15 protein-coding genes are annotated in these 16,944 nt (G+C 71.9%); 3 read left to right on the plus strand and 12 right to left on the minus strand.

The window, feature by feature from the left end:
• Positions 1-93: 93 nt before the first annotated feature.
• Entirely contained in the window at positions 94-936 is an 843-nt protein-coding gene (locus ABUW04_RS01945) for a LysR family transcriptional regulator (protein ID WP_030256326.1), read from the minus strand.
• A gap of 72 nt (positions 937-1,008) precedes the next feature.
• On the opposite strand from ABUW04_RS01945, the gene ABUW04_RS01950 reads away from it, so the two are divergent.
• Positions 1,009-2,277, plus strand: coding sequence for an MFS transporter (locus tag ABUW04_RS01950; protein WP_380562026.1), 1,269 nt, complete (start codon positions 1,009-1,011; stop codon positions 2,275-2,277).
• On the opposite strand, the gene ABUW04_RS01955 is transcribed toward ABUW04_RS01950, so the two are convergent.
• A complete protein-coding gene (locus ABUW04_RS01955) occupies positions 2,262-3,755 on the minus strand; it encodes an MFS transporter (RefSeq protein ID WP_380562028.1) in 1,494 nt (497 codons plus the stop codon). The two genes, ABUW04_RS01950 and ABUW04_RS01955, sit on opposite strands and share 16 nt — an antisense overlap.
• On the minus strand, positions 3,752-4,051 hold the full coding sequence (locus ABUW04_RS01960; RefSeq protein WP_380562030.1) for a hypothetical protein: 300 nt from the start codon (positions 4,049-4,051) through the stop codon (positions 3,752-3,754). The genes ABUW04_RS01955 and ABUW04_RS01960 overlap by 4 nt, the downstream gene beginning before the upstream one ends.
• Before the next feature lie 186 nt (positions 4,052-4,237).
• Between ABUW04_RS01960 and ABUW04_RS01965 the strand changes: the two genes are divergently transcribed.
• Positions 4,238-5,305, plus strand: a complete 1,068-nt coding sequence (locus ABUW04_RS01965) for an RNA polymerase subunit sigma-70 (protein ID WP_380562032.1) — start codon at positions 4,238-4,240, stop codon at positions 5,303-5,305.
• 29 nt (positions 5,306-5,334) lie between these two features.
• On the opposite strand, the gene ABUW04_RS01970 is transcribed toward ABUW04_RS01965, so the two are convergent.
• Both ABUW04_RS01970 and ABUW04_RS01975 read right to left on the minus strand, forming a co-directional pair.
• On the minus strand, positions 5,335-6,153 hold the full coding sequence (locus ABUW04_RS01970; protein WP_380562034.1) for an ABC transporter permease: 819 nt from the start codon (positions 6,151-6,153) through the stop codon (positions 5,335-5,337).
• Complete coding sequence (locus ABUW04_RS01975) at positions 6,150-6,977, minus strand: ABC transporter ATP-binding protein (protein WP_380562036.1); 828 nt, start codon at positions 6,975-6,977, stop codon at positions 6,150-6,152. The genes ABUW04_RS01970 and ABUW04_RS01975 overlap by 4 nt, the downstream gene beginning before the upstream one ends.
• Positions 6,978-7,055: 78 nt before the next feature.
• On the opposite strand from ABUW04_RS01975, the gene ABUW04_RS01980 reads away from it, so the two are divergent.
• Entirely contained in the window at positions 7,056-7,739 is a 684-nt protein-coding gene (locus tag ABUW04_RS01980) for a TetR/AcrR family transcriptional regulator (RefSeq protein ID WP_380562038.1), read from the plus strand.
• 5 nt (positions 7,740-7,744) lie between these two features.
• Here the strand turns inward: ABUW04_RS01980 and ABUW04_RS01985 are convergent, their stop codons facing one another.
• From ABUW04_RS01985 to ABUW04_RS02015, 7 genes are all read right to left on the minus strand, one after another.
• Complete coding sequence (locus ABUW04_RS01985; protein ID WP_030256347.1) at positions 7,745-8,536, minus strand: ABC transporter permease; 792 nt, start codon at positions 8,534-8,536, stop codon at positions 7,745-7,747.
• Positions 8,533-9,531, minus strand: a complete 999-nt coding sequence (locus tag ABUW04_RS01990; protein ID WP_380562040.1) for an ATP-binding cassette domain-containing protein — start codon at positions 9,529-9,531, stop codon at positions 8,533-8,535. The genes ABUW04_RS01985 and ABUW04_RS01990 overlap by 4 nt, the downstream gene beginning before the upstream one ends.
• On the minus strand, positions 9,528-10,226 hold the full coding sequence (locus ABUW04_RS01995) for a DUF4097 family beta strand repeat-containing protein (protein WP_380562043.1): 699 nt from the start codon (positions 10,224-10,226) through the stop codon (positions 9,528-9,530). The genes ABUW04_RS01990 and ABUW04_RS01995 overlap by 4 nt, the downstream gene beginning before the upstream one ends.
• An 87-nt stretch (positions 10,227-10,313) precedes the next feature.
• Entirely contained in the window at positions 10,314-11,207 is an 894-nt protein-coding gene (locus ABUW04_RS02000) for a LysR family transcriptional regulator (protein ID WP_380562045.1), read from the minus strand.
• A gap of 106 nt (positions 11,208-11,313) precedes the next feature.
• On the minus strand, positions 11,314-12,219 hold the full coding sequence (locus ABUW04_RS02005; RefSeq protein WP_380562047.1) for a hypothetical protein: 906 nt from the start codon (positions 12,217-12,219) through the stop codon (positions 11,314-11,316).
• A gap of 102 nt (positions 12,220-12,321) precedes the next feature.
• The gene (locus ABUW04_RS02010; RefSeq protein ID WP_380562049.1) at positions 12,322-12,768 is read right to left on the minus strand and encodes a hypothetical protein; all 447 of its coding nucleotides are present in this window, start codon (positions 12,766-12,768) and stop codon (positions 12,322-12,324) included.
• A gap of 110 nt (positions 12,769-12,878) precedes the next feature.
• Positions 12,879-16,901 carry a CHAT domain-containing protein gene (locus ABUW04_RS02015; protein ID WP_380562051.1) on the minus strand — a complete coding sequence of 1,341 codons (4,023 nt, stop codon included), beginning with the start codon at positions 16,899-16,901 and terminating at the stop codon, positions 12,879-12,881.
• Positions 16,902-16,944 lie beyond the last annotated feature (43 nt).

The raw sequence follows: 16,944 nt of genomic DNA on the forward strand, positions 1-16,944 counted from the left end.
TCGGTCCCGGGCAGGGGCCCACCGCACCCGACACGGCCCCTGCCCGGACTGACGGGCTGTCACCACGCTGTTCGAGCGCACCCTCGATCCACCTCAGATGGTCCGTCGCAAGGCGGTCTCCACGGCGTCGACCAACAGGTCACCCTCACTGCGTGGATGCCGTGTGAGACCGAGTTCGAGGTCCGGCAGAGGCGGCAGGGCCGCCGGGTCGTGGCCGGCCATCGCCGGTTCCAGGTTCGCCGGCATGAGCGCCGCGACGCCCAGCCCGGCCCGCAGCGCCGCGAGCACACCGGCCAGGCTGTTGCTTTCGAACGCCACCCGCCAGCGACGGTCGGCACGCTCCAGCGACTCCAGCAACGACGTGCGCCAGAAGCACGGGTTCGAGAACAGCACCACCGGCAGCGGATCCGCCGTGACGTCCACGCCTTGGCCGATCGCCCACACCAGGGGGCGACGCACCGTCCAGCGCGGCGGCCCGGGAAGGTCCCCCACCGCGTCGAGCACGAGCTGGACGCGGCGCGCGTCGTAGGCCTGCCGCATCTCGGCGGTGGAGAGGCTGAGCACTTCCAGCGTCACATCAGGGTGCAGTCCGGCCAGGTCGGCGAACGCCTGTGGAAGCTGGTAGGCGGCGAGATCCTCCAGCAGCCCGATGCCGCAGTGGCCGGTGAGCGCGCGTCCGGCTTCGCTGAGTGCCTGTTCGGACAGTGACAGGATGCGTTCGGCGTACGGCAGGAGTTCCTCACCGGCCCTGGTCGGCAGGACCCCGGACGGCGATCGGTGCAGCAGGGGGCGGCCGACGGTGTTCTCGAGCTTGCGCAGCTGCTGGCTGAGCGCGGGTTGGGTGTGTCCCAGGGCTGTCGCGGCCCGGCTGATGCTGCCGACCCGCACGGCGGTGACGAACGACCTCAGGAGTGCGGTCTCAAGATCTCTCCCCATAAGCAGCCATTATGCCGTATCCAACAGAATAAGGGCTTCCTATGGCTGTGCGAGCGTTCTAGCGTCACAGAGGTGATCAGATATCGACAGGTACTCGCCGTGCCGGGGCTGGCGGCGCTGCTCGGAGTCTCCCTGCTCGCCCGCGCCGCGCTCGCGGCCGACATGATGACGCTGACGCTGTACGTCGTACTGGGCCTGCACAGGAGCTACGCGGCAGCCGGGGCTGTCGCGGCGGCTCTGACCACGGGGCTGGCGCTGGGCGGGCCGCTGCTCGGCCGCCTGATCGACAAACGGGGCGCGCGCGTCGTGCTGATGTCCACCGCTGGGGTACAGGTCGTGTTCTGGCTGAGTGTGCCGGTCCTGCCGTATCCGGTTCTCCTGGGCGCTGCCTTCGCAGCGGGGCTGCTGATGGTGCCGGCCCAACTGGTGACCAGGCAGGCGATCTCCGCGACGACGACCACGGGGCAGCGCCGGGCCGCGTTCGCGCTTGAATCGGTACAGGGTGAGCTGTCGTACGTGCTCGGGCCGCCGATCGTGATCCTCTGCGCTGCGGCGACGTCCCCCGGCGCGGTGGTGTGGGGCGCCGGCGCCGCGATCGCGCTGGGCGGGGCGGGCATCGCCCTGCTCAACCCCCCGCTGCGGGCCGAGGGCGAGGCGGAAGCCGGCCCGATCGTCCGCCCCCGCCGCCGGGAGTGGCTGGGCCCGCACATGATCGCCGTCCTGGTGATGGCGTTCGGCACCACGGTGCTGCTCAGCGGTACCGAGCTGGCCGTCGTCGCCACCCTCAGAGCAGCCGGCCAGGTGTCCTGGGCCGGCCTGGTCGTGGCGGTCTACGGGGTGTCCTCGGTCGTCGGCGGGCTCGTGTACGGCACGCTGTCCCGTCCGCTGCCCACCTGGCTGCTGCTCGCAGGGCTCGGGCTGGCGACCGTTCCCGCCGCACTCGCCCACAGCTGGCCCGGGCTGTGCGCGGCCGGCATCGGCGCCGGACTGCTCACCGCACCGACACTGTCCACCGTGGCCGACGCGGTGAGCGGGCTCGCACCCGCCGCTGTCCGGGGCGAGGCGACCGGCCTGCAGTCCTCGGCCCTGAGCGCGGGCTTCGCCGTCGGTTCCCCGGTGGTCGGGGCAGCGATCGACCTGTCCGCGCCGGCCAGCGGCTTCGCGGCGGCCGGGTTGGCCGGTCTGGCCACCGCCCTGACGGGATACCTGCTCTCGCGCCGCTCCAACGCGGGCCGGCGCCCGTCGGGCGCCGTCGGCGCGGTTGGCAGCGAACCCGGGACGGCGCTGGACGCCGTCCCGGGTTCGCGTAGTAGCGCCGTGTCGTGTCACGCGGGGTCGTAGGAGGGTTCCAGATCCGGTCGGATCTCCGCCGCGGCGGCGGGTTCGCCGCGGGTGTTGGCGGCGCGCAGGGCGATGGCTGCGGCCGCCAGCAGGCACAGGGCGCTGACGAGCAGGGCCCGTTGGAACCCGGAGGTGAGCGCCTCCGGGGCTGGGATGTGGGCGGCCAGCAGGTGGTTGGTGCGGCTGGTCGCGATCCCGGTGAACACCGCCAGGCCCAGCGCCGACCCCAGTTGGAAGGAGGCGGTGATCAGCGCCGCCGCCAGTCCGGCCTGGTCCTCCGGTACGCCCGCGTTCGCGGCCGTCTGCACACCGGCGTACAGCAGCCCCAGCCCGACCCCCATGACCACCAGCGGGGCCAGCAGGTTGCCGAGATAGGTACCGTCCACCGGGATGCGGGACAGCCACACGATGCCACCGGCGGCCAGCAGCGCACCGGAGACGATGATCGGACGGGTACCGGTCCGTACGAACATCTTCGTCGCCAGCGTCGAGCCGAACCCGATGCCGACGCTCACCGGCAGGTACGAGAGCCCGGCCTGCAGCTGGGAGTAGCCCAGGACGTTCTGCATGTACAGCGTGACGAAGAAGAACATGGAGTAGAACCCGGCCCAGGCGATCACCTGGGTGGCATCGGCCGCGGCCAGGCCCTTGATCCGGAAGATCGACAACGGCACCAGCGGCCGGGCCCGCCGCTGCTCGTTGACCAGGAACGCGGCCATCAGCACCGCCGAGCCGACCAGCCCGCCGACGGTGCGTCCCGCGCCCCAGCCCTCGTCCGGCGCCTTCACCAGGGTGAAGATCAGCAGCAGCATGCCGGCGGTGACCAGCACCGCGCCGAAAGCGTCGAACCCGCCTGGCGCGGACCGGCCGTGATCGGCCGTCAGCATCCGGAACGCCCCGATCAGGACCAGCGCGGCCATCGGGAGGTTCACGAAGAACACCCACCGCCAGCCGAAGTCCTGGGTGAGCAGCCCGCCGAAGAACAACCCGACCGCCGAGGCCAGCCCGCTGATCCCGGCCCACACGCCCAGTGCCTTGTGCCGGTCGGAGCCCTGGAAGGTGGTGGTCAGGATGGCCAGTGCGGCCGGGGACATCATCGCCGACCCGAAGCCCTGCGCGAGCCTGGCGCCGACCAGCAGTGCCTGACTGTCCGCCAACCCGCAGGCCAGCGAGGAGGCCGCGAACAGTGCGGTCCCGGCGACCAGCAGCCGCCGTCGCCCCAACAGGTCCCCGGCCCGCCCTCCCAGCAGCAGGAACCCGCCGTAGCTGATCAGATACCCGCTGACCACCCACTGCAGGTTCGGCACCGAGAACCCCAACTGCGTGCGGATGGTCGGCAGCGCGACGTTCACGATCGAGCCGTCCATGACGTCCAGGAACGTCACCGCGCACAGCAGCGCCAGGGTGACCCGGCCGCGTCCGGTCGCCAGGAACGACCCCTGCGGCGGCGGAGTCGATGCGGTCACGGCGTCGCTCACGATCCGGCGGCTTCCATCACCGGGCCGACCTCGACCCCGCCGCCGACCCGCAGCGCCGGGCAGTCCTTGGCCAGCGCCAGCGCGGAGTCCATGTCCTCGGCGGACACCACCGAGTAGCCGACCACCCGGGACCGGCTGCCGCCGACCTCGCCGAGCGCGGCGTAGTCGGTCACCGCGTTGCCGACGTCCACCAGGGCCGGGCCCAGGGTGCCGAACCAGGCCCGCCATTCGGCCGGCGTCCCGGCGTCGGGCGCATAGTCGGCGGGCACACGGAAGGAGAAGACGTACTTGGTCATGATCTGTGGTCCTGTCCTGTCTCCGGGGCGCGTCCCGGACCGGGAGCGCCTCCAATCGGGTAGACGCCACCGCCGGCCCGAAACTGGGCGACGCGACACCGCCCAATTCGCGGGCCCGGCGGCGTCGGTACCGGTAGACGAGCCGAACGCGCCCTGCGGAGAGAAGAAAGGCGAGGATGCATGCCGATGGAGACCGACACGACGGACCTGATCGCCCAAGCCCGGGCCGGCGACCACAACGCGTTCCGCGACCTGGTCCAGGGCCACTCCCACGAACTGCAGGTGCACTGCTACCGCATCCTGGGATCCCTGCAGGACGCCGAGGACGCACTCCAGGAGACGCTCGTGTCCGCCTGGCGTAACCTCGGCGAGTTCGGCCAGCGGTCCTCACTGCGGACCTGGCTGTACCAGATCGCGACCAACCGGTGCCTGAGCATGTTGCGCGCCGACAGCCGGCGCCCCCGTACCGCTCCCCCGCCGCCCGAGGCCACGCTGCCCGAACCCACCGGCGCCGGTGACGCCCCGCCCTGGCTGGAGCCCTACCCGGACGTCCTGCTCGACCACCTCGTCGACCAGCGCCCGGGGCCGGAGGCTCGTTACGAGACCTCCGAGGCCATCTCCCTGGCCTTCATCACCGCCCTGCAACTGCTGCCCCCGCGCCAACGCGCGGTGCTCGTGCTGCGCGACGTCCTGGACTACCGCGCCGCCGAAGTCGCCCGGATGCTCGACACCACTCAGGAGGCCGTGAGCAGCGCCCTCAAGCGCGCCCGCGCCACCGTCGACAACCACCTCGCCGGCTCCAGCAGTCCCGACAGCGCCGACAGCAGCGGCTCCGGTACCGGCAGTCGCAGGCCGGCACCCCAAACCGACTCCGGCGCCGAGCACCGGCTCGTCGCCCGGTTCACCGACGCCCTGGAGCGCGCCGATCTGGACGCCATGATCGAGCTGCTCGTCACCGACGTGAGGCTCTCCATGCCCCCGGCCATGCTGGAGTACCGCGGCATCGAATCGGCCCAGCACGTCCTCGCCGCCGCTGCCTTCCGCCCCGGCCGCAGCTACCGCGTGGTACCCACCCGCGCCAACGGCCAGCCCGCCTTCGGCCTGTATCTGGCCGACCCCCACGCCGATGTCCACCGCGCCTACTGCTTCCTGGTCATCACCACCGCCGGCGACCGCATCGCGGCCATCACCAGCTTCAGCACCGACGTCATGACACGCTTCGGGCTGCCCCGGACACTGCCCGAATCGGACTGACGGTATCCCTGGCCCTCGCTGACGGGCGGTCAGGCACCCGCTCTGCGGAAGACCCGGGTGCCGACCGTCAGTGAGCAGGCGGCGAGGGCCAGGGCGACGGCGACGCCTTCGAGGACGGCGCCGGTGGCGTAGTGGCCGAGGTAGGCATCGCGCATGGCGTCAACGAGGTAGCGGAACGGCACCAGGTGCGAGATCGCGTTCAGCCAGCCCGGCGCCAGGGTCATCGGCAGCATCAGGCCCGAGAGCAGCATGGACGGCATGGTGAAGGCGTTGACCAGCGGCCCGTACTCCTGCGGGCGGTCCACGTTGAGGGCCACCGCGTAGGAGAGCGAGGCCAGCGAGACCGTCAGCAGTCCGACGAAGGCGAAGCCGATCAGGATGCCAGGGACGGGTGCGCGAAGGCCCATGGCCAGGGCGGCCAGCACGAGCAGCACGCCCTGCGCGACGAAGAGACAGGCGTCCCGCAGGACGCGGCCGAGCAGCAGGGCGAGGCGGCTGACGGGGGTGCACCGCATGCGTTCGACGATGCCGTGGTTCTTCTCGATGATGATCGAGAATCCGGCGAACGCCGACCCGAACAGGCTGAGTTGCAGCAGCAGGCCGGGGACCAGCACCTGCCAGGAGCTGCCCGCCGATCCGAGGCGCACATGGGTCAGCAGTGGCCCGAAGAAGACCAGGTAGAGCAGTGGCTGGAGGATGCCGAAGGCCATCTGGTAGCGGGAGCGCAGTGTCTGGCGGGCGTAGCGGCCGAAGATCAGGGCGGTGTCGGCCGCCGGCGCGGACCACCGGCGGGGGCTCGACGGCCCGAGGGGGTCGAGCGGGGTGAGGGGGGCGGTCGCGGCGGTCATGCGTGGCTCCTGGTCCGTCGGCGGGCGGAGCCGGCGGTGGGACCGTCGCCCGTAGTGCCGGTGGTTCCGGTGGTGAGGTCGTGGCCGGTGATGGCCAGGAAGGCGTCCTGGAGGGTGGCGTCGATGGAGCCGGCGTAGCGGGTCTTCAGCTCGGCCGGGGTGCCCTCGGCGCTGATGAGGCCGTGGTCGACCACCACGATGCGGTCGGCGAGCGCGTCGGCCTCGTCAAGGTAGTGGGTGGTGAGGAAGACGGTGGTGCCGTGCTCGTCGCGCAGACGGCGGACCAGTTGCCACAGGTCGGCGCGGCTGCGCGGATCGAGTCCGGTGGTGGGCTCGTCCAGGAACAGCAGGGGCGGGCGGTGGGTGAGTGCCATGGCGATGTCCAGGCGGCGGCGCTGGCCGCCGGAGAGGGCTCCGGTGGGGCGGTGCGCGAGTGCGGTCAGGTCGAGGTCGTGCAGCAGTTCCTCGGCCCGGCCCGCCGCCTGTGCCTTGCTCAGCCGGTAGAGCCGGGCCTGGGTGACCAGTTCCTCGAGGACGGAGATGTGCGGGTCCACCCCGCTGGACTGGGCGACGTAGCCGATGCGGCGGCGGACGCCCGCGGTGTCGGCGGCCAGGTCGCAGCCGGCGACGCGGGCGGTGCCGCCGGTGGGCGGGAGCAGTGTGGTGAGCATGCGCAGGGTGGTGGTCTTGCCCGCGCCGTTGGGGCCGAGGAAGCCGAGGATCTCGCCTTCGGGCACGGTCAGGTCGATCCCGCGGACCGCGTGCACGGGCCCGCGTCTGCTCTGGAAGGTCCGGGTCAGGCCGGTGGTCTCGATGAGTTTCACATGCCCAGGAAAACAGGGGCACTTAAATTTTGCAACCATGTCAATCTTTGAGACCCACCAGAAAGCTATGCTGGGGGCATGGCGGAAGAGGGTCTCAGGGAGCGCAAGAAGCGGCAGGCCAGGCAGCACATCGCGGAGACGGCCGCCGGCCTCTTCCTGGAGCGCGGCTTCGACGCGGTGACCATGGCCGAGATCGCCGCGGCGGCCGACGTCTCGGTCAACACCGTGTACAACTACTTCCCGGCCAAGGAAGACCTCTTCCTCGAACGCACCCGCCGCTCCACCACCCGGCTCTCGCGCATGGTGCGCGAGCGCGGGGTGGGTGAGCCGGCAGCGGAGGCCGTGCTGCGCGGGCTCGGTGCGGCGGTGAACGCGGGCGCACCCGAACTGGGGCTGGTCGGCGGCTACGGCCGGTTCGCCAGGGTCGTGGACGCCTCCCCGACCCTCAAGGCCGCCCTGGCCCACCTGCGCCGGGAGTCCGTGGCAGATCTGGAAGCCACCCTGCGCGCCGAGCAGGAGGCGGCGCCGGACGCCGCCACGACGGACGACCGGGCCCGGGCCGCCCGCCTGCCCGGCCTGGTCGCCGGCCAGCTCGACTGGGTGCACTCCACCCTGCTGGAGTCCATCAGCCGCGACATGGTGGCCGGACACCCACCCGCGCATGTCGCCAGGGACGCAGCCGACCTGCTGGTCCAGATGCGCGGGCTGCTGAGCGACGCCGTCCTCGGCTACGCCCCGCGCACCGAACCCGACTCGGCTTGACCGCGTCAGCGTCCGTCGCGGTTGAACGCGGACGTGGACCAGGCGTAGCCGAGGAGTGTCAGGCCCAGGCACCAGCCCACTGCCAGCCAGCCGTTGTCCCCGATCCGGCCGCCGAGCAGCAGCCCGCGCAGCGTCTCGATGGCGGGTGTGAACGGCTGGTACTGCGCGAAGGGCTGGAACCAGCCGGGCATGGAGTGCACCGGGGTGAAGGCGCTGGACAGCAGCGGCAGCAGGATCAGCGGCATTGCGGTGTTGCCGGCCGCCTCGGCGTTCGGGCTGACCAGGCCCATGCCCACCGCGATCCAGGTGAAGGCCAGGGCGACCAGGGCCACCAGCCCGAAAGCCGCCAGCCAGTCAAGGGCGCCCGCCCCGACGCTGCGGAAGCCCACGGCCACGGCGACCGCGCCGACCAGCACCACGCTGGCGACCGACTGCAGCACGCTGCCCGCCACATGCCCGATCAGTACCGAGGGCCGGTGGATCGCCATGGTGCGGAACCGGGCGATGATGCCCTCGTTCATGTCGGTGGCCACCGAGACCGCGGTCCCGATCACGGTGCTGCCGATGGTCATCAGCAGCAGGCCCGGCACGATGTAGGCGAGGTAGACGGACCGGTCCGGCACACCGCCGTGGATGCCGGCGCTCATGGTGTCGCCGAGGACGAAGACGAAGAGCAGCAGCAGCATGACCGGTGTCAGCAGCAGGTTCAGCGTCAGCGACGGGTAGCGGCGGGCGTGGAGCAGGTTGCGGCGCAGCATCGTCGTGGAGTCGCGCACGGCCAGGTCGATCGCGCTCATGTCAGGGCCTCCTCGGGCTGGGTGGCCGCATTGGACCGGGTCGGGGCGGCCTGGGGAGCGCCGCCGGTCAGGGCGAAGAACACGTCGTCCAGGTCGGGGGTGTGCACGGTCAGCTCGTGCGCCTCGACGCCGGCGGCGTCCAGCCGGTCCAGCACCTCCCGCAACCGGCGCTGACTGCCGTCGGCGGGGACCTGCAGCGTCAGCGCCTCCTCGTCCCCGGCTGCGCCGTCGAGCGCGTCCGCGGCCGCCCGGTAGGCGACCGGGTCGGTGAAGCGGAGCCGGACGTGGCCGCCGGGGACCAGGCGCTTGAGCTCCTCGGCGGTTCCCTCGGCGACGATCCGTCCGCCGTTGAGCACCGCGATCCGGTCGGCGAGCTCGTCGGCCTCCTCCAGGTACTGGGTGGTCAGGAAGACGGTGACGCCGTCGGCGACCAGTTCCCTGACGATCTGCCACATGTCGTGGCGGGAGCGGGGGTCCAGACCGGTGGTGGGCTCGTCCAGGAAGATCACCCGTGGGCTGCCGACCAGGGTCATCGCGATGTCCAGGCGGCGCTTCATACCGCCCGAGTAGGTCGAGGCCGGCCGTCCGGCCGCCTCGGTCAGGTCGAAGCGTTCCAGCAGCCGCGCCGCCGTCCGCCGTCCCTCGGCCTTGGGCAGGTGGTGCAGGTCGGACATCAGCAGCATGTTCTCCGTTCCGGTGATCAGCCCGTCCACCGCGGAGAACTGGCCGGTGACGCCGATCGCGGCGCGCGCCGCCTGCGCGTCCGTCGCCAGGTCGTGGCCGCCGACGACGACCTGGCCGCTGCCCGGGTCCGGGGCCACCAGGGTGGAGAGGATCTTCACGGCGGTGGTCTTGCCCGCGCCGTTCGGGCCCAGCAGGGCGAAGACCGTCCCGCTCGGCACGGTCAGGTCGACGCCGTCCAGCACGGCCTGGTCGCCGTAGGACTTGCGCAGCTCGCGTGCCGCGATGGCGATGCCGTTCGTCGGGGGGTTCACGAGAGGGAGTCCTCCAGGTCCAGGCTGCGGGCGGTGATGTCGCCGTGCAGGGTGGTCGCGTGGATGGTGAGGGCGGCGACGCCGTCGAAGCGCAGCGCGTTGTCGATCCGGCCCAGGGTGGTGCCGGCGTTCATGGTCGCCGAGACGCCGGGGGCGGCATTCACCGCGATCGAGCCGGACTGGGTGCGCAGCACCAGCGCCCCGGCGGCGGCCTCACCGATGCGGATGTCGCCCTCGCCGGTGCTGATGTGGGCGTCGCCGCCCAGACGTCCGACCGTGACGTCACCGGCGGCGCTGGTGACGCGCAGGGTGGCGCACGCGTCGAGCTCGATCGTGCCGAGCGCGCCGTCGAAGGCGACGAAGTCCAGCTGTCCGGTGCTGTGCAGCTCGGCGCTGGCGGCCTTCGCCTCGACACCGGAACCGGTCGGCAGCTGGACCGTGACCACCACTGATCCGGTGGGGCCCAGCAGTTGGCTCTTCTTCTCCTTCGGGCCCTGGACCCGCAGGACGCCTTCGGCGAACTCCACGGTGGTCCGCTCGGCCGCCTTCACGTCACGGGGCTCGGCGGCGTCGGCGGGCAGGACGGCGACGATTGTCTGGGCCAGGTCGGCGGCGGTCAGCCGGAGCTGTCCGGCCGGTATGTCGAGGAGCACGGAGACGGGGGCGGGGGTGGTGAAACGCAGAGGTTTGCTCATGCCCCTCAGCGTCGTCGCAGCTCAGCGCCCGAACAATGACGAGATCCGCAAGGCGTGTTAACCCCGGTGTTCATGATCCCCCGTCGGTCAGCCCGGGAGTTCCAGGGTCCCGACGTCACGGACGGTCGCCGCCAGGGCACGGATCAGGTCGTTCTCCGCCTCGGTGCGCCACACCAGCGCGAAGGACAGCGGCGAGAAGTCCGGAAGCGCCAGCCAGCGGACGTTGGGCAGCACCCAGTGCCGGGTGACGTGCGTCGGCCAGATCTGCACGATCTCCCCCATCGTCACCAGATCCACCATCTCGTAGGTGTGGACCACCGGCCGCACCCGCTCCAACGCCCGTCCCCCGGGGGTGGCGAACGGAAAGTAGGCGTCCTCCCAGTAGTCCAGCTGCAGCGGCGCGGAGATGTGCGGGAAGTCCGCGAGCTCCTCGACGCCGACCGAGGTGCGCCCGGCCAGCGGATGGTCGTCGGCCACCGCCAGCAGCCGGGGATCGGTGAGCAGCGTCGGACCGACCGTCAGATCCGGCTCCTCCACCGGCAGCCAGGCGACGAAGACGTCGGCCTCGCCGTTGCGCAGCTTGCTGAACGGGTCCTCCAGACCCGCCAGCCCCACACTCAGCCGGCACTGCGGATTACGGGCCCGGAAGGTCTTCCAGTAGACGTGCAGATCCACGAAGTTGACCGGCATCATCTGCACCCTCAGCTGCCCGGTGACACCGCGCGCGGCCATCCGGGCCCGCTCGATCGACCCGCGCACCCCGGCGTAGGCCGACCCCAGCTCCGCCCGCAGCTGCTCCCCGATGGCGGTCAGCCGCACGGTGCGGCTGCTGCGCTCGAACAGCGGGGCGCCGATGAACCGCTCCTGCGCCTTGATGGCCTGACTGACCCGGGCCGGCGAGACGAACAGCCGCTCCGCCGTCCGCCCGAAGTGCAGCTCCTCAGCCAGCGTCAGGAAAATCTCGATGTCGCGCAGTTCCACCGCTACCCCCGTGTCGATGCCGGGGCCCACTCTCGCCGATCATGCGGGCCGAGTCCAGACCCGGAGGGTGCCCACACCGGCACTGCGACCCGGCCCGCTGTGCGGGTCAGCTCACGTGCACGGTGATCGCGGCCGTGTGCAGCGTTCCCGCGGTCTGGAACTGCAGGAACAGCCGCCAGTCGCCGGACTTGGCCAGTTCGGCGTGGAAGGACAGGGCCGGGCCGCCGTGGGCGCCGGTCGCCGCGGTGGTGGGGTGCAGGTGCGCGAACGCACCGTCGCCCTGGTGGAAGGCGGTCAGGTGGGCGTAGGTGTCCAGGTAGGGCTCCAGGTCAGTGACGGGCTTGCCGTCCCTGGTGATCGTGACGGTCAACGGGTGGGCCATGCCGGCCATCAACTCACCGGTCAGGGTGACGGTGTAGCCGTCGACAGTGGTGCTGGTGGACGCCGCCGGCAGCGCGGTGTCCACGGGCCTGCCGGGGACGGTGACCGTGCGGCTGAGGACGAAGTCGGTGCCCCGGCCCGAGCCGGAGTCGGGGGTGAAGGTGGCGAACAGCCGCCAGGTGCCGGCGGTGAGGGCGGCCAGCGGCGCGGTCCAGGTCCCGTCGGCGGCCATGGTCGGGTGGACGTGCTGGAACCCGGTCAGGTCGGAGCGGATCGCGTAGAAGTGCAGCTTCTTGGTCTGGTCGACGGTGAAGCCGGTGACCGGCTTGCCGTCCGGGCCGGTGATCGTGAACCGGTAGTCGGACACCTGACCGGCGGGCAGCGTGGCGGTGGCGGAGGCGAGGGTGTAGCCGCCGCTGGTCGCGGCCAGGCCGTCGCCCGACGCCATGGCGCCCATGCCGTCCATGGAGGGCATGGCACTGGTGGTCGTCATCCCCGGCATGCCGGGCATGGCCGAGCCGTCCCCGGAGCTGGAGCCGCACGCGGCCAGAGTCACGGCCAGGGCGGACGCGGCCAGGGCCGCGACAGCGGTTCGCCGACGGGAGGAGGAGGGCAGGAAGGAAGAAGACATGGATGTGGTGGTCTCTCAGGTGGGCGCCGGAGCGCGGCGCGGGGAACAGGACAGGACCAGCCCCGGCACCCCTCGCGTCGGGCGAGGGGGCCGGTGGTCCGGTCAGGTCCGGGCGATGCACACCTGGAGGAGAAGTTGCCGACCGCCGGTCGGTGGCGGGCCTCTGCGCCGCGCGGATCGCATTCCGCCGAGCCGGCCAGCCCCGACCAGCACGCTCAGCGCGACCAGGACCGCGAGTGCCATCAGCGGCGCGGCTGGAAGCGTGAGGTGGTCGCGGGTCAGGGTGGACACGCAACTGGTGCCCTGCGAACCCGTGGTCACGCCGGTCGGCCGCTGGACCTGCGCGGCAGGCTTGCCGGCCATCGGCGCGGTGTCGGCCATGAGTGCGGTGGCGGCCATGGGATGGGTGCTGGGCAGCGTCAGCGACATTGCGTCGTGGCAGTCGCCCATCGCGGTGGTGGGGGCGCCGTGCATCAGGAACATGCCGACCAGGACCGCGAGCACGGCGAGCAGCCGGGCCGGGCCCGTGTCCCTGCGCGTGCCGTCCACCGCTGCTGCTTCCTGCCCTCGCCCCGATACCGCTCTGATTGCCCGTCGACCGTAGCAGGCGCCGATCAGGCGCCATCGACATGGCCGGATGACGGGCCGGCAGCGCAGCGTCAGGGGCCGATATGGAGATAGGGAGCCCAGATCGCCGGGGGTAGGCCATCGTCGCGCAGCAGCAGTACCGCGTCGTGCAGCAGTCGGGCCGTGCCGGACGCGTCACCGGACCTGGCCAGGCCGGCGTAGACGCTCCTGGTCACGATCGGCGCCGGGGCGTCGTAGAGGGGCCAGAGGGTTGCCACGACCTGACGGAAACCTGCCGTCTGGAGCGCAGACGCGAGGTGGATCGACTCGTCCGCCAGCGTGGCCCCGGAGTTGGCGGTCTGGCATGCCGAGAGGAAGGCCAGTTCGGCGTTGGACAGGTGCAGGCCGGTGACGTCGAGGACGCTCAAGGGCCGGTCGTACAGCAGCAGCGAGCCGGCCGAGGGGTCAGCCGGGTCCTGGACTCCGTGGCAGGCGAAGTGGACCCAGCGGCTCGGGCCCAGCTCCGCGCACACCCTGCTGTGGGTCGCGTCCGGCCCGGACAGGATCCGGCAACGGTCGCCGAGGCGTTCGGTGATCGCGTCGATCTCCGGCTGAACGATCAGTTTGGGAGCGCCCACCACGTCCGGGACCGCGACGATCAGCACGTCTGCGTCCCCGTCCGGCAGCTGCGGCGCTGCACGGGCGTTGAGCAACGCGCGCAATGTCGGCGTGTAGGAGGACACGACGCTGTCCATGGTGCACCGACCGGTCTGCGGGTCGGTGGCGGCGTGCAGCGGCAGTGTGGCCAGGTAGCCGGTCGGGCACCACCAGATCCGCTCGGTCGTGCCGATCTCCCGCAGCACCGGAGCGACGATGTTCTCCCAGGTCCAGCCCAGCACGCCGGCGATCACCCGAGGCGCGACGATCACCTCGGCGGGGCGTCGGGGGGCCAGCACCGACGGGGCGTAGAGCGCGTTCAGCTGGGTGACGAGTCCCTGGTCGGTCAGCCCGGGCAGCGGAACCACCCGGACTCCACCACTGGTGATGATCAGCGCGTCACACCGGTCCTCGCTGACGTTGAGCAGCACGACGGGCCCCTCGGTGGCGGCACGCGCGAGCGAGGCGAAAGGCGGCGGACGCAGGAAGTCGGCGAATCCAGGCAGGGCCCGAGCCTGCTCCAGCGCACGGTCCCACTCGCGCGCCAGGTGGGTGCGGTCGGTTCTGAGGGGTTCGGCGCCGGTGTGCAGGTCGTTGCCGCGGTGCTGGTCGAGTGCCGCGCGCAGCTCGGCGAGCCTTACGGCGAGCGCCGGGTCAGCGAGGCTCAGCTCGGTCAGGTCGGTACGGGTGTCCAGGAGTTGGGCCCACAGCAGGGCTCGTCCCTGTTCCAGCAGTTCGACGGCGAGCTCCGGCTGGTCGGCGCCGAGCGCGGCGGCGGCGGCGATGCTCGGCAGGCCGCTGAGCGCGGAGAGCGCGCGTTCCTGGTCGGATCGTGGGACGCCCTGCCAGGCGATCAGCGGGAGCAGCTCGATGGCCAGTCGCCAGCCCGGTAGCCCGTCGGCGGGGGTCCCTGATCCGGCGGCGAGCGAGGCCCACAGCCGGGCGGCTTCGATCCGCACGCTGACCGGGGACACGACGGCATGGGCTGCGGAGCGTGCCAGGTCCAGGGACGCGGCGAGGTCGGCCAGCGAGCCGGAGTTCCGGGAGCGGTTGAGCAGGGCCTGGCTCAGGCTCAGCATGCGGGCCGCTCGTTCGGGCTCCCCCGGTCGGGTCGCCTGTTCCGCCGAGCGCAAGGCGGTGACCGCCTGGTCGAGGTCGTCGGCGGCACCCCCGTTCGCGGCGCGGAGGTTCAGCGTCATCCCGAGCGTGGCCTGGTATCGAGCGGTGCGGACGTCGCCGGGCGGCAGGGCCGCCACGGCAGTTCTCACCGCTGTGACAGCGTCGTCCAGGTCGGACTGCTCAGCCGACACGGCGAACCTGCTCGACAGGGCGATGGACAGATTGATCAGCGCGCTGGGTCGGTCCGCACTGTTCGCCGTTCGGCCGGCGGTGCTGAGGACAGCGACGGCCTCGTCGATGTCGGTCCGGTGGTCGAGGACCTCGAACCGGGTTCGCAGGGAGTTGCCGAGATGGAGCCGCGCCTGCGTGGCGTCCCGGCCGGCCGGTGTGGCCGAGCGCAGTGCGCGCCGACTGGCTTCGATGGACTCGTCGAGTTCGGCGGCGGCGCTGTTCTGGGTGAACCTCCGGTGCAGGACCGAGGCGAGGTTGTTCAGGACCCCGGGGTAGTCGATGCTGTCCTCGTCGAGCGAGGAGACCGCCGCACGCATCAGCGCGAGGCTGTCATCGAGGTCCCGGGTGTCGCCCCGTAGTTCGAACCGGTCTCCCAGAGCGGTGGACAGCGAGGACCGGGCGAGGGTGGCTGCGTGGGTGTCGGGGCTGACCCGGGCATCCGCCTCGCTGAACGCGTCGATCGCACGGTCCAGGTCGGCGGGGTCGCCACCCGTCCGGAACCGGTGCTGCAGTACCGATCCCAGGTTCATGCAGTGCCTGGCCCGGTCCGCGTACGCAGCCGGCGTTGCCGCGACGGCGGCGTGGGAGGCGTCGAGCGCCAGCTCCAGATCCTGGCGGTCGCCGTGCTGCAGGAACCGCAGCCACAGCGCCTGTCCCAGATTTCCCAGCCAGTCCGGACGGTCCGGGCGTCCCGCCGGTGTCGCCGCCACGGCGGCCCGGCCCAGGTCGACGGCGCGGTCGAGGTCCGCGTCGCCGCCGTCCAGACGGAAGCGGTAAGTGTAGGCAGCACCCAGCAGCGACAGCTGGCGGGGCTGCACCGGGACCGACTCCTCGGGACCGGGCACCGCTTCGAGGACTGCGATCGCCTCGTCGAGCACTGACCGGTGCCCGCCGGCCTGGTGGTCGACGAGCAGCGAGAACCCCAGGACCACCTCGCACTCGGCGCGGATCACGGGGTCGTCCGCAGGCGGGGCAAGAGCGCTACGGGCGACGGCAATGCTCTCCTTCACCGCCGCGCTGTCGCCCGCCAGTTCGTACCTCTGCTGAAGACAGGTGGCCAGGAGCAGCATCGCGGTGCCGCGCAGGTCGTGCTCCGTGTCGTCGATCTCGGCGACGAGATCACGGGCGACCGAGAGGGCCTCGCGGTTGTCGTCGGGAGACTGCTGCGATCCGGCACGGAGGTGGAGCGCGGACCCGAGGCAGTAGAGACCGGCGATCCGTGCCCGGTCGCCGGCCGGCCTGGTGACGACCATCAACCTGGCCAGGGCGACCGCGAGGTCCGGATGGCTCTGCGGGTCCACGGCATCGAACTCGGCGGCGAGGGAGTTGCCCAGCCGGACCATCCTGTGCGCGCCAGGGTGGTCCGGTCCGAGCTCCGAGATGCTCTCGACCAGGGCCACGGCCAGGTCCGTCCGGGCCTGCGGGGTGGGTGCCTGCCGTGCGAGTTCCACCAACGCCCCGATGCGGACCCCGAGAAGCTGCACCCGTCTTTCGTCGCCGGTCGGAACGAGATCCAGCGCCTCGTCCAGCACCGCCACCGCGGACCGGATCTCGGCGCTGTTGCCCGTGGCGGCGCCGTCACGCGACATCGCCAGGCCCAGAACGCCGAGGGAACCGGCCAGCAGCGGATGGTCCTCGGGCACCAGGCTTGCGCTGATCACAGCAGCGGCGAGGGCCCGCGCCAGCACATCGGGATCCGCGTCCTCGTCCTCGTCCTCGAGCCAGAGCCCGGCGATCGAGAAGTAGAGCCGGGCCCACGTCAGCGCGGCCTCGCCGGCCGGTCGCTGTTCGTCCTCGTCTCCGGCGACCACGGCGTCGACCGTGTCCAGCGCGGTGCCCAGCATCTCGGGCCGCAGTTCGTCCGCCTGAGCCTCGTGAAGCCGCTGGCTGAGGGCGAGCGCCTGCCGAAGTTCCCCGAGGTCGTCTCCGGCCAGGTAGCGGTACCAGTGCGCAGCCGCCAGCAGCCCCATGGTCCCCGCTGCTCCGGCGCCGGTGAGGGCGACCTGCTCGATCTCGGCTGTCGCCTCGGCGGAGAGGACGTCCCCGGACCCGCTCGCCTCGAAGGACCCGATGCGGGCCCGTAGCCTTGACGGCCAGTCAACCCCCATGGCAGCTCCCGGGTTAGGTGATTCACGATACTGGTGGACCGCG

Source organism: Streptacidiphilus jeojiensis (assembly GCF_042510965.1).
Classification (GTDB): domain Bacteria; phylum Actinomycetota; class Actinomycetes; order Streptomycetales; family Streptomycetaceae; genus Streptacidiphilus; species Streptacidiphilus jeojiensis.

Bases quoted from the DNA above. Each gene is read 5' to 3' on its own strand.
- ABUW04_RS01985 (WP_030256347.1), bottom strand. From the start codon at position 8,536: ATGAGCGCGATCGACCTGGCCGTGCGCGACTCCACGACGATGCTGCGC.
- ABUW04_RS02005 (WP_380562047.1), bottom strand. From the start codon at position 12,219: ATGTCTTCTTCCTTCCTGCCCTCCTCCTCCCGTCGGCGAACCGCTGTC.
- ABUW04_RS01980 (WP_380562038.1), top strand. From the start codon at position 7,056: ATGGCGGAAGAGGGTCTCAGGGAGCGCAAGAAGCGGCAGGCCAGGCAG.
- ABUW04_RS01960 (WP_380562030.1), bottom strand. From the start codon at position 4,051: ATGACCAAGTACGTCTTCTCCTTCCGTGTGCCCGCCGACTATGCGCCC.
- ABUW04_RS01970 (WP_380562034.1), bottom strand. From the start codon at position 6,153: ATGACCGCCGCGACCGCCCCCCTCACCCCGCTCGACCCCCTCGGGCCG.
- ABUW04_RS02015 (WP_380562051.1), bottom strand. From the start codon at position 16,901: ATGGGGGTTGACTGGCCGTCAAGGCTACGGGCCCGCATCGGGTCCTTC.
- ABUW04_RS01995 (WP_380562043.1), bottom strand. From the start codon at position 10,226: ATGAGCAAACCTCTGCGTTTCACCACCCCCGCCCCCGTCTCCGTGCTC.
- ABUW04_RS01965 (WP_380562032.1), top strand. From the start codon at position 4,238: ATGGAGACCGACACGACGGACCTGATCGCCCAAGCCCGGGCCGGCGAC.
- ABUW04_RS01945 (WP_030256326.1), bottom strand. From the start codon at position 936: ATGGGGAGAGATCTTGAGACCGCACTCCTGAGGTCGTTCGTCACCGCC.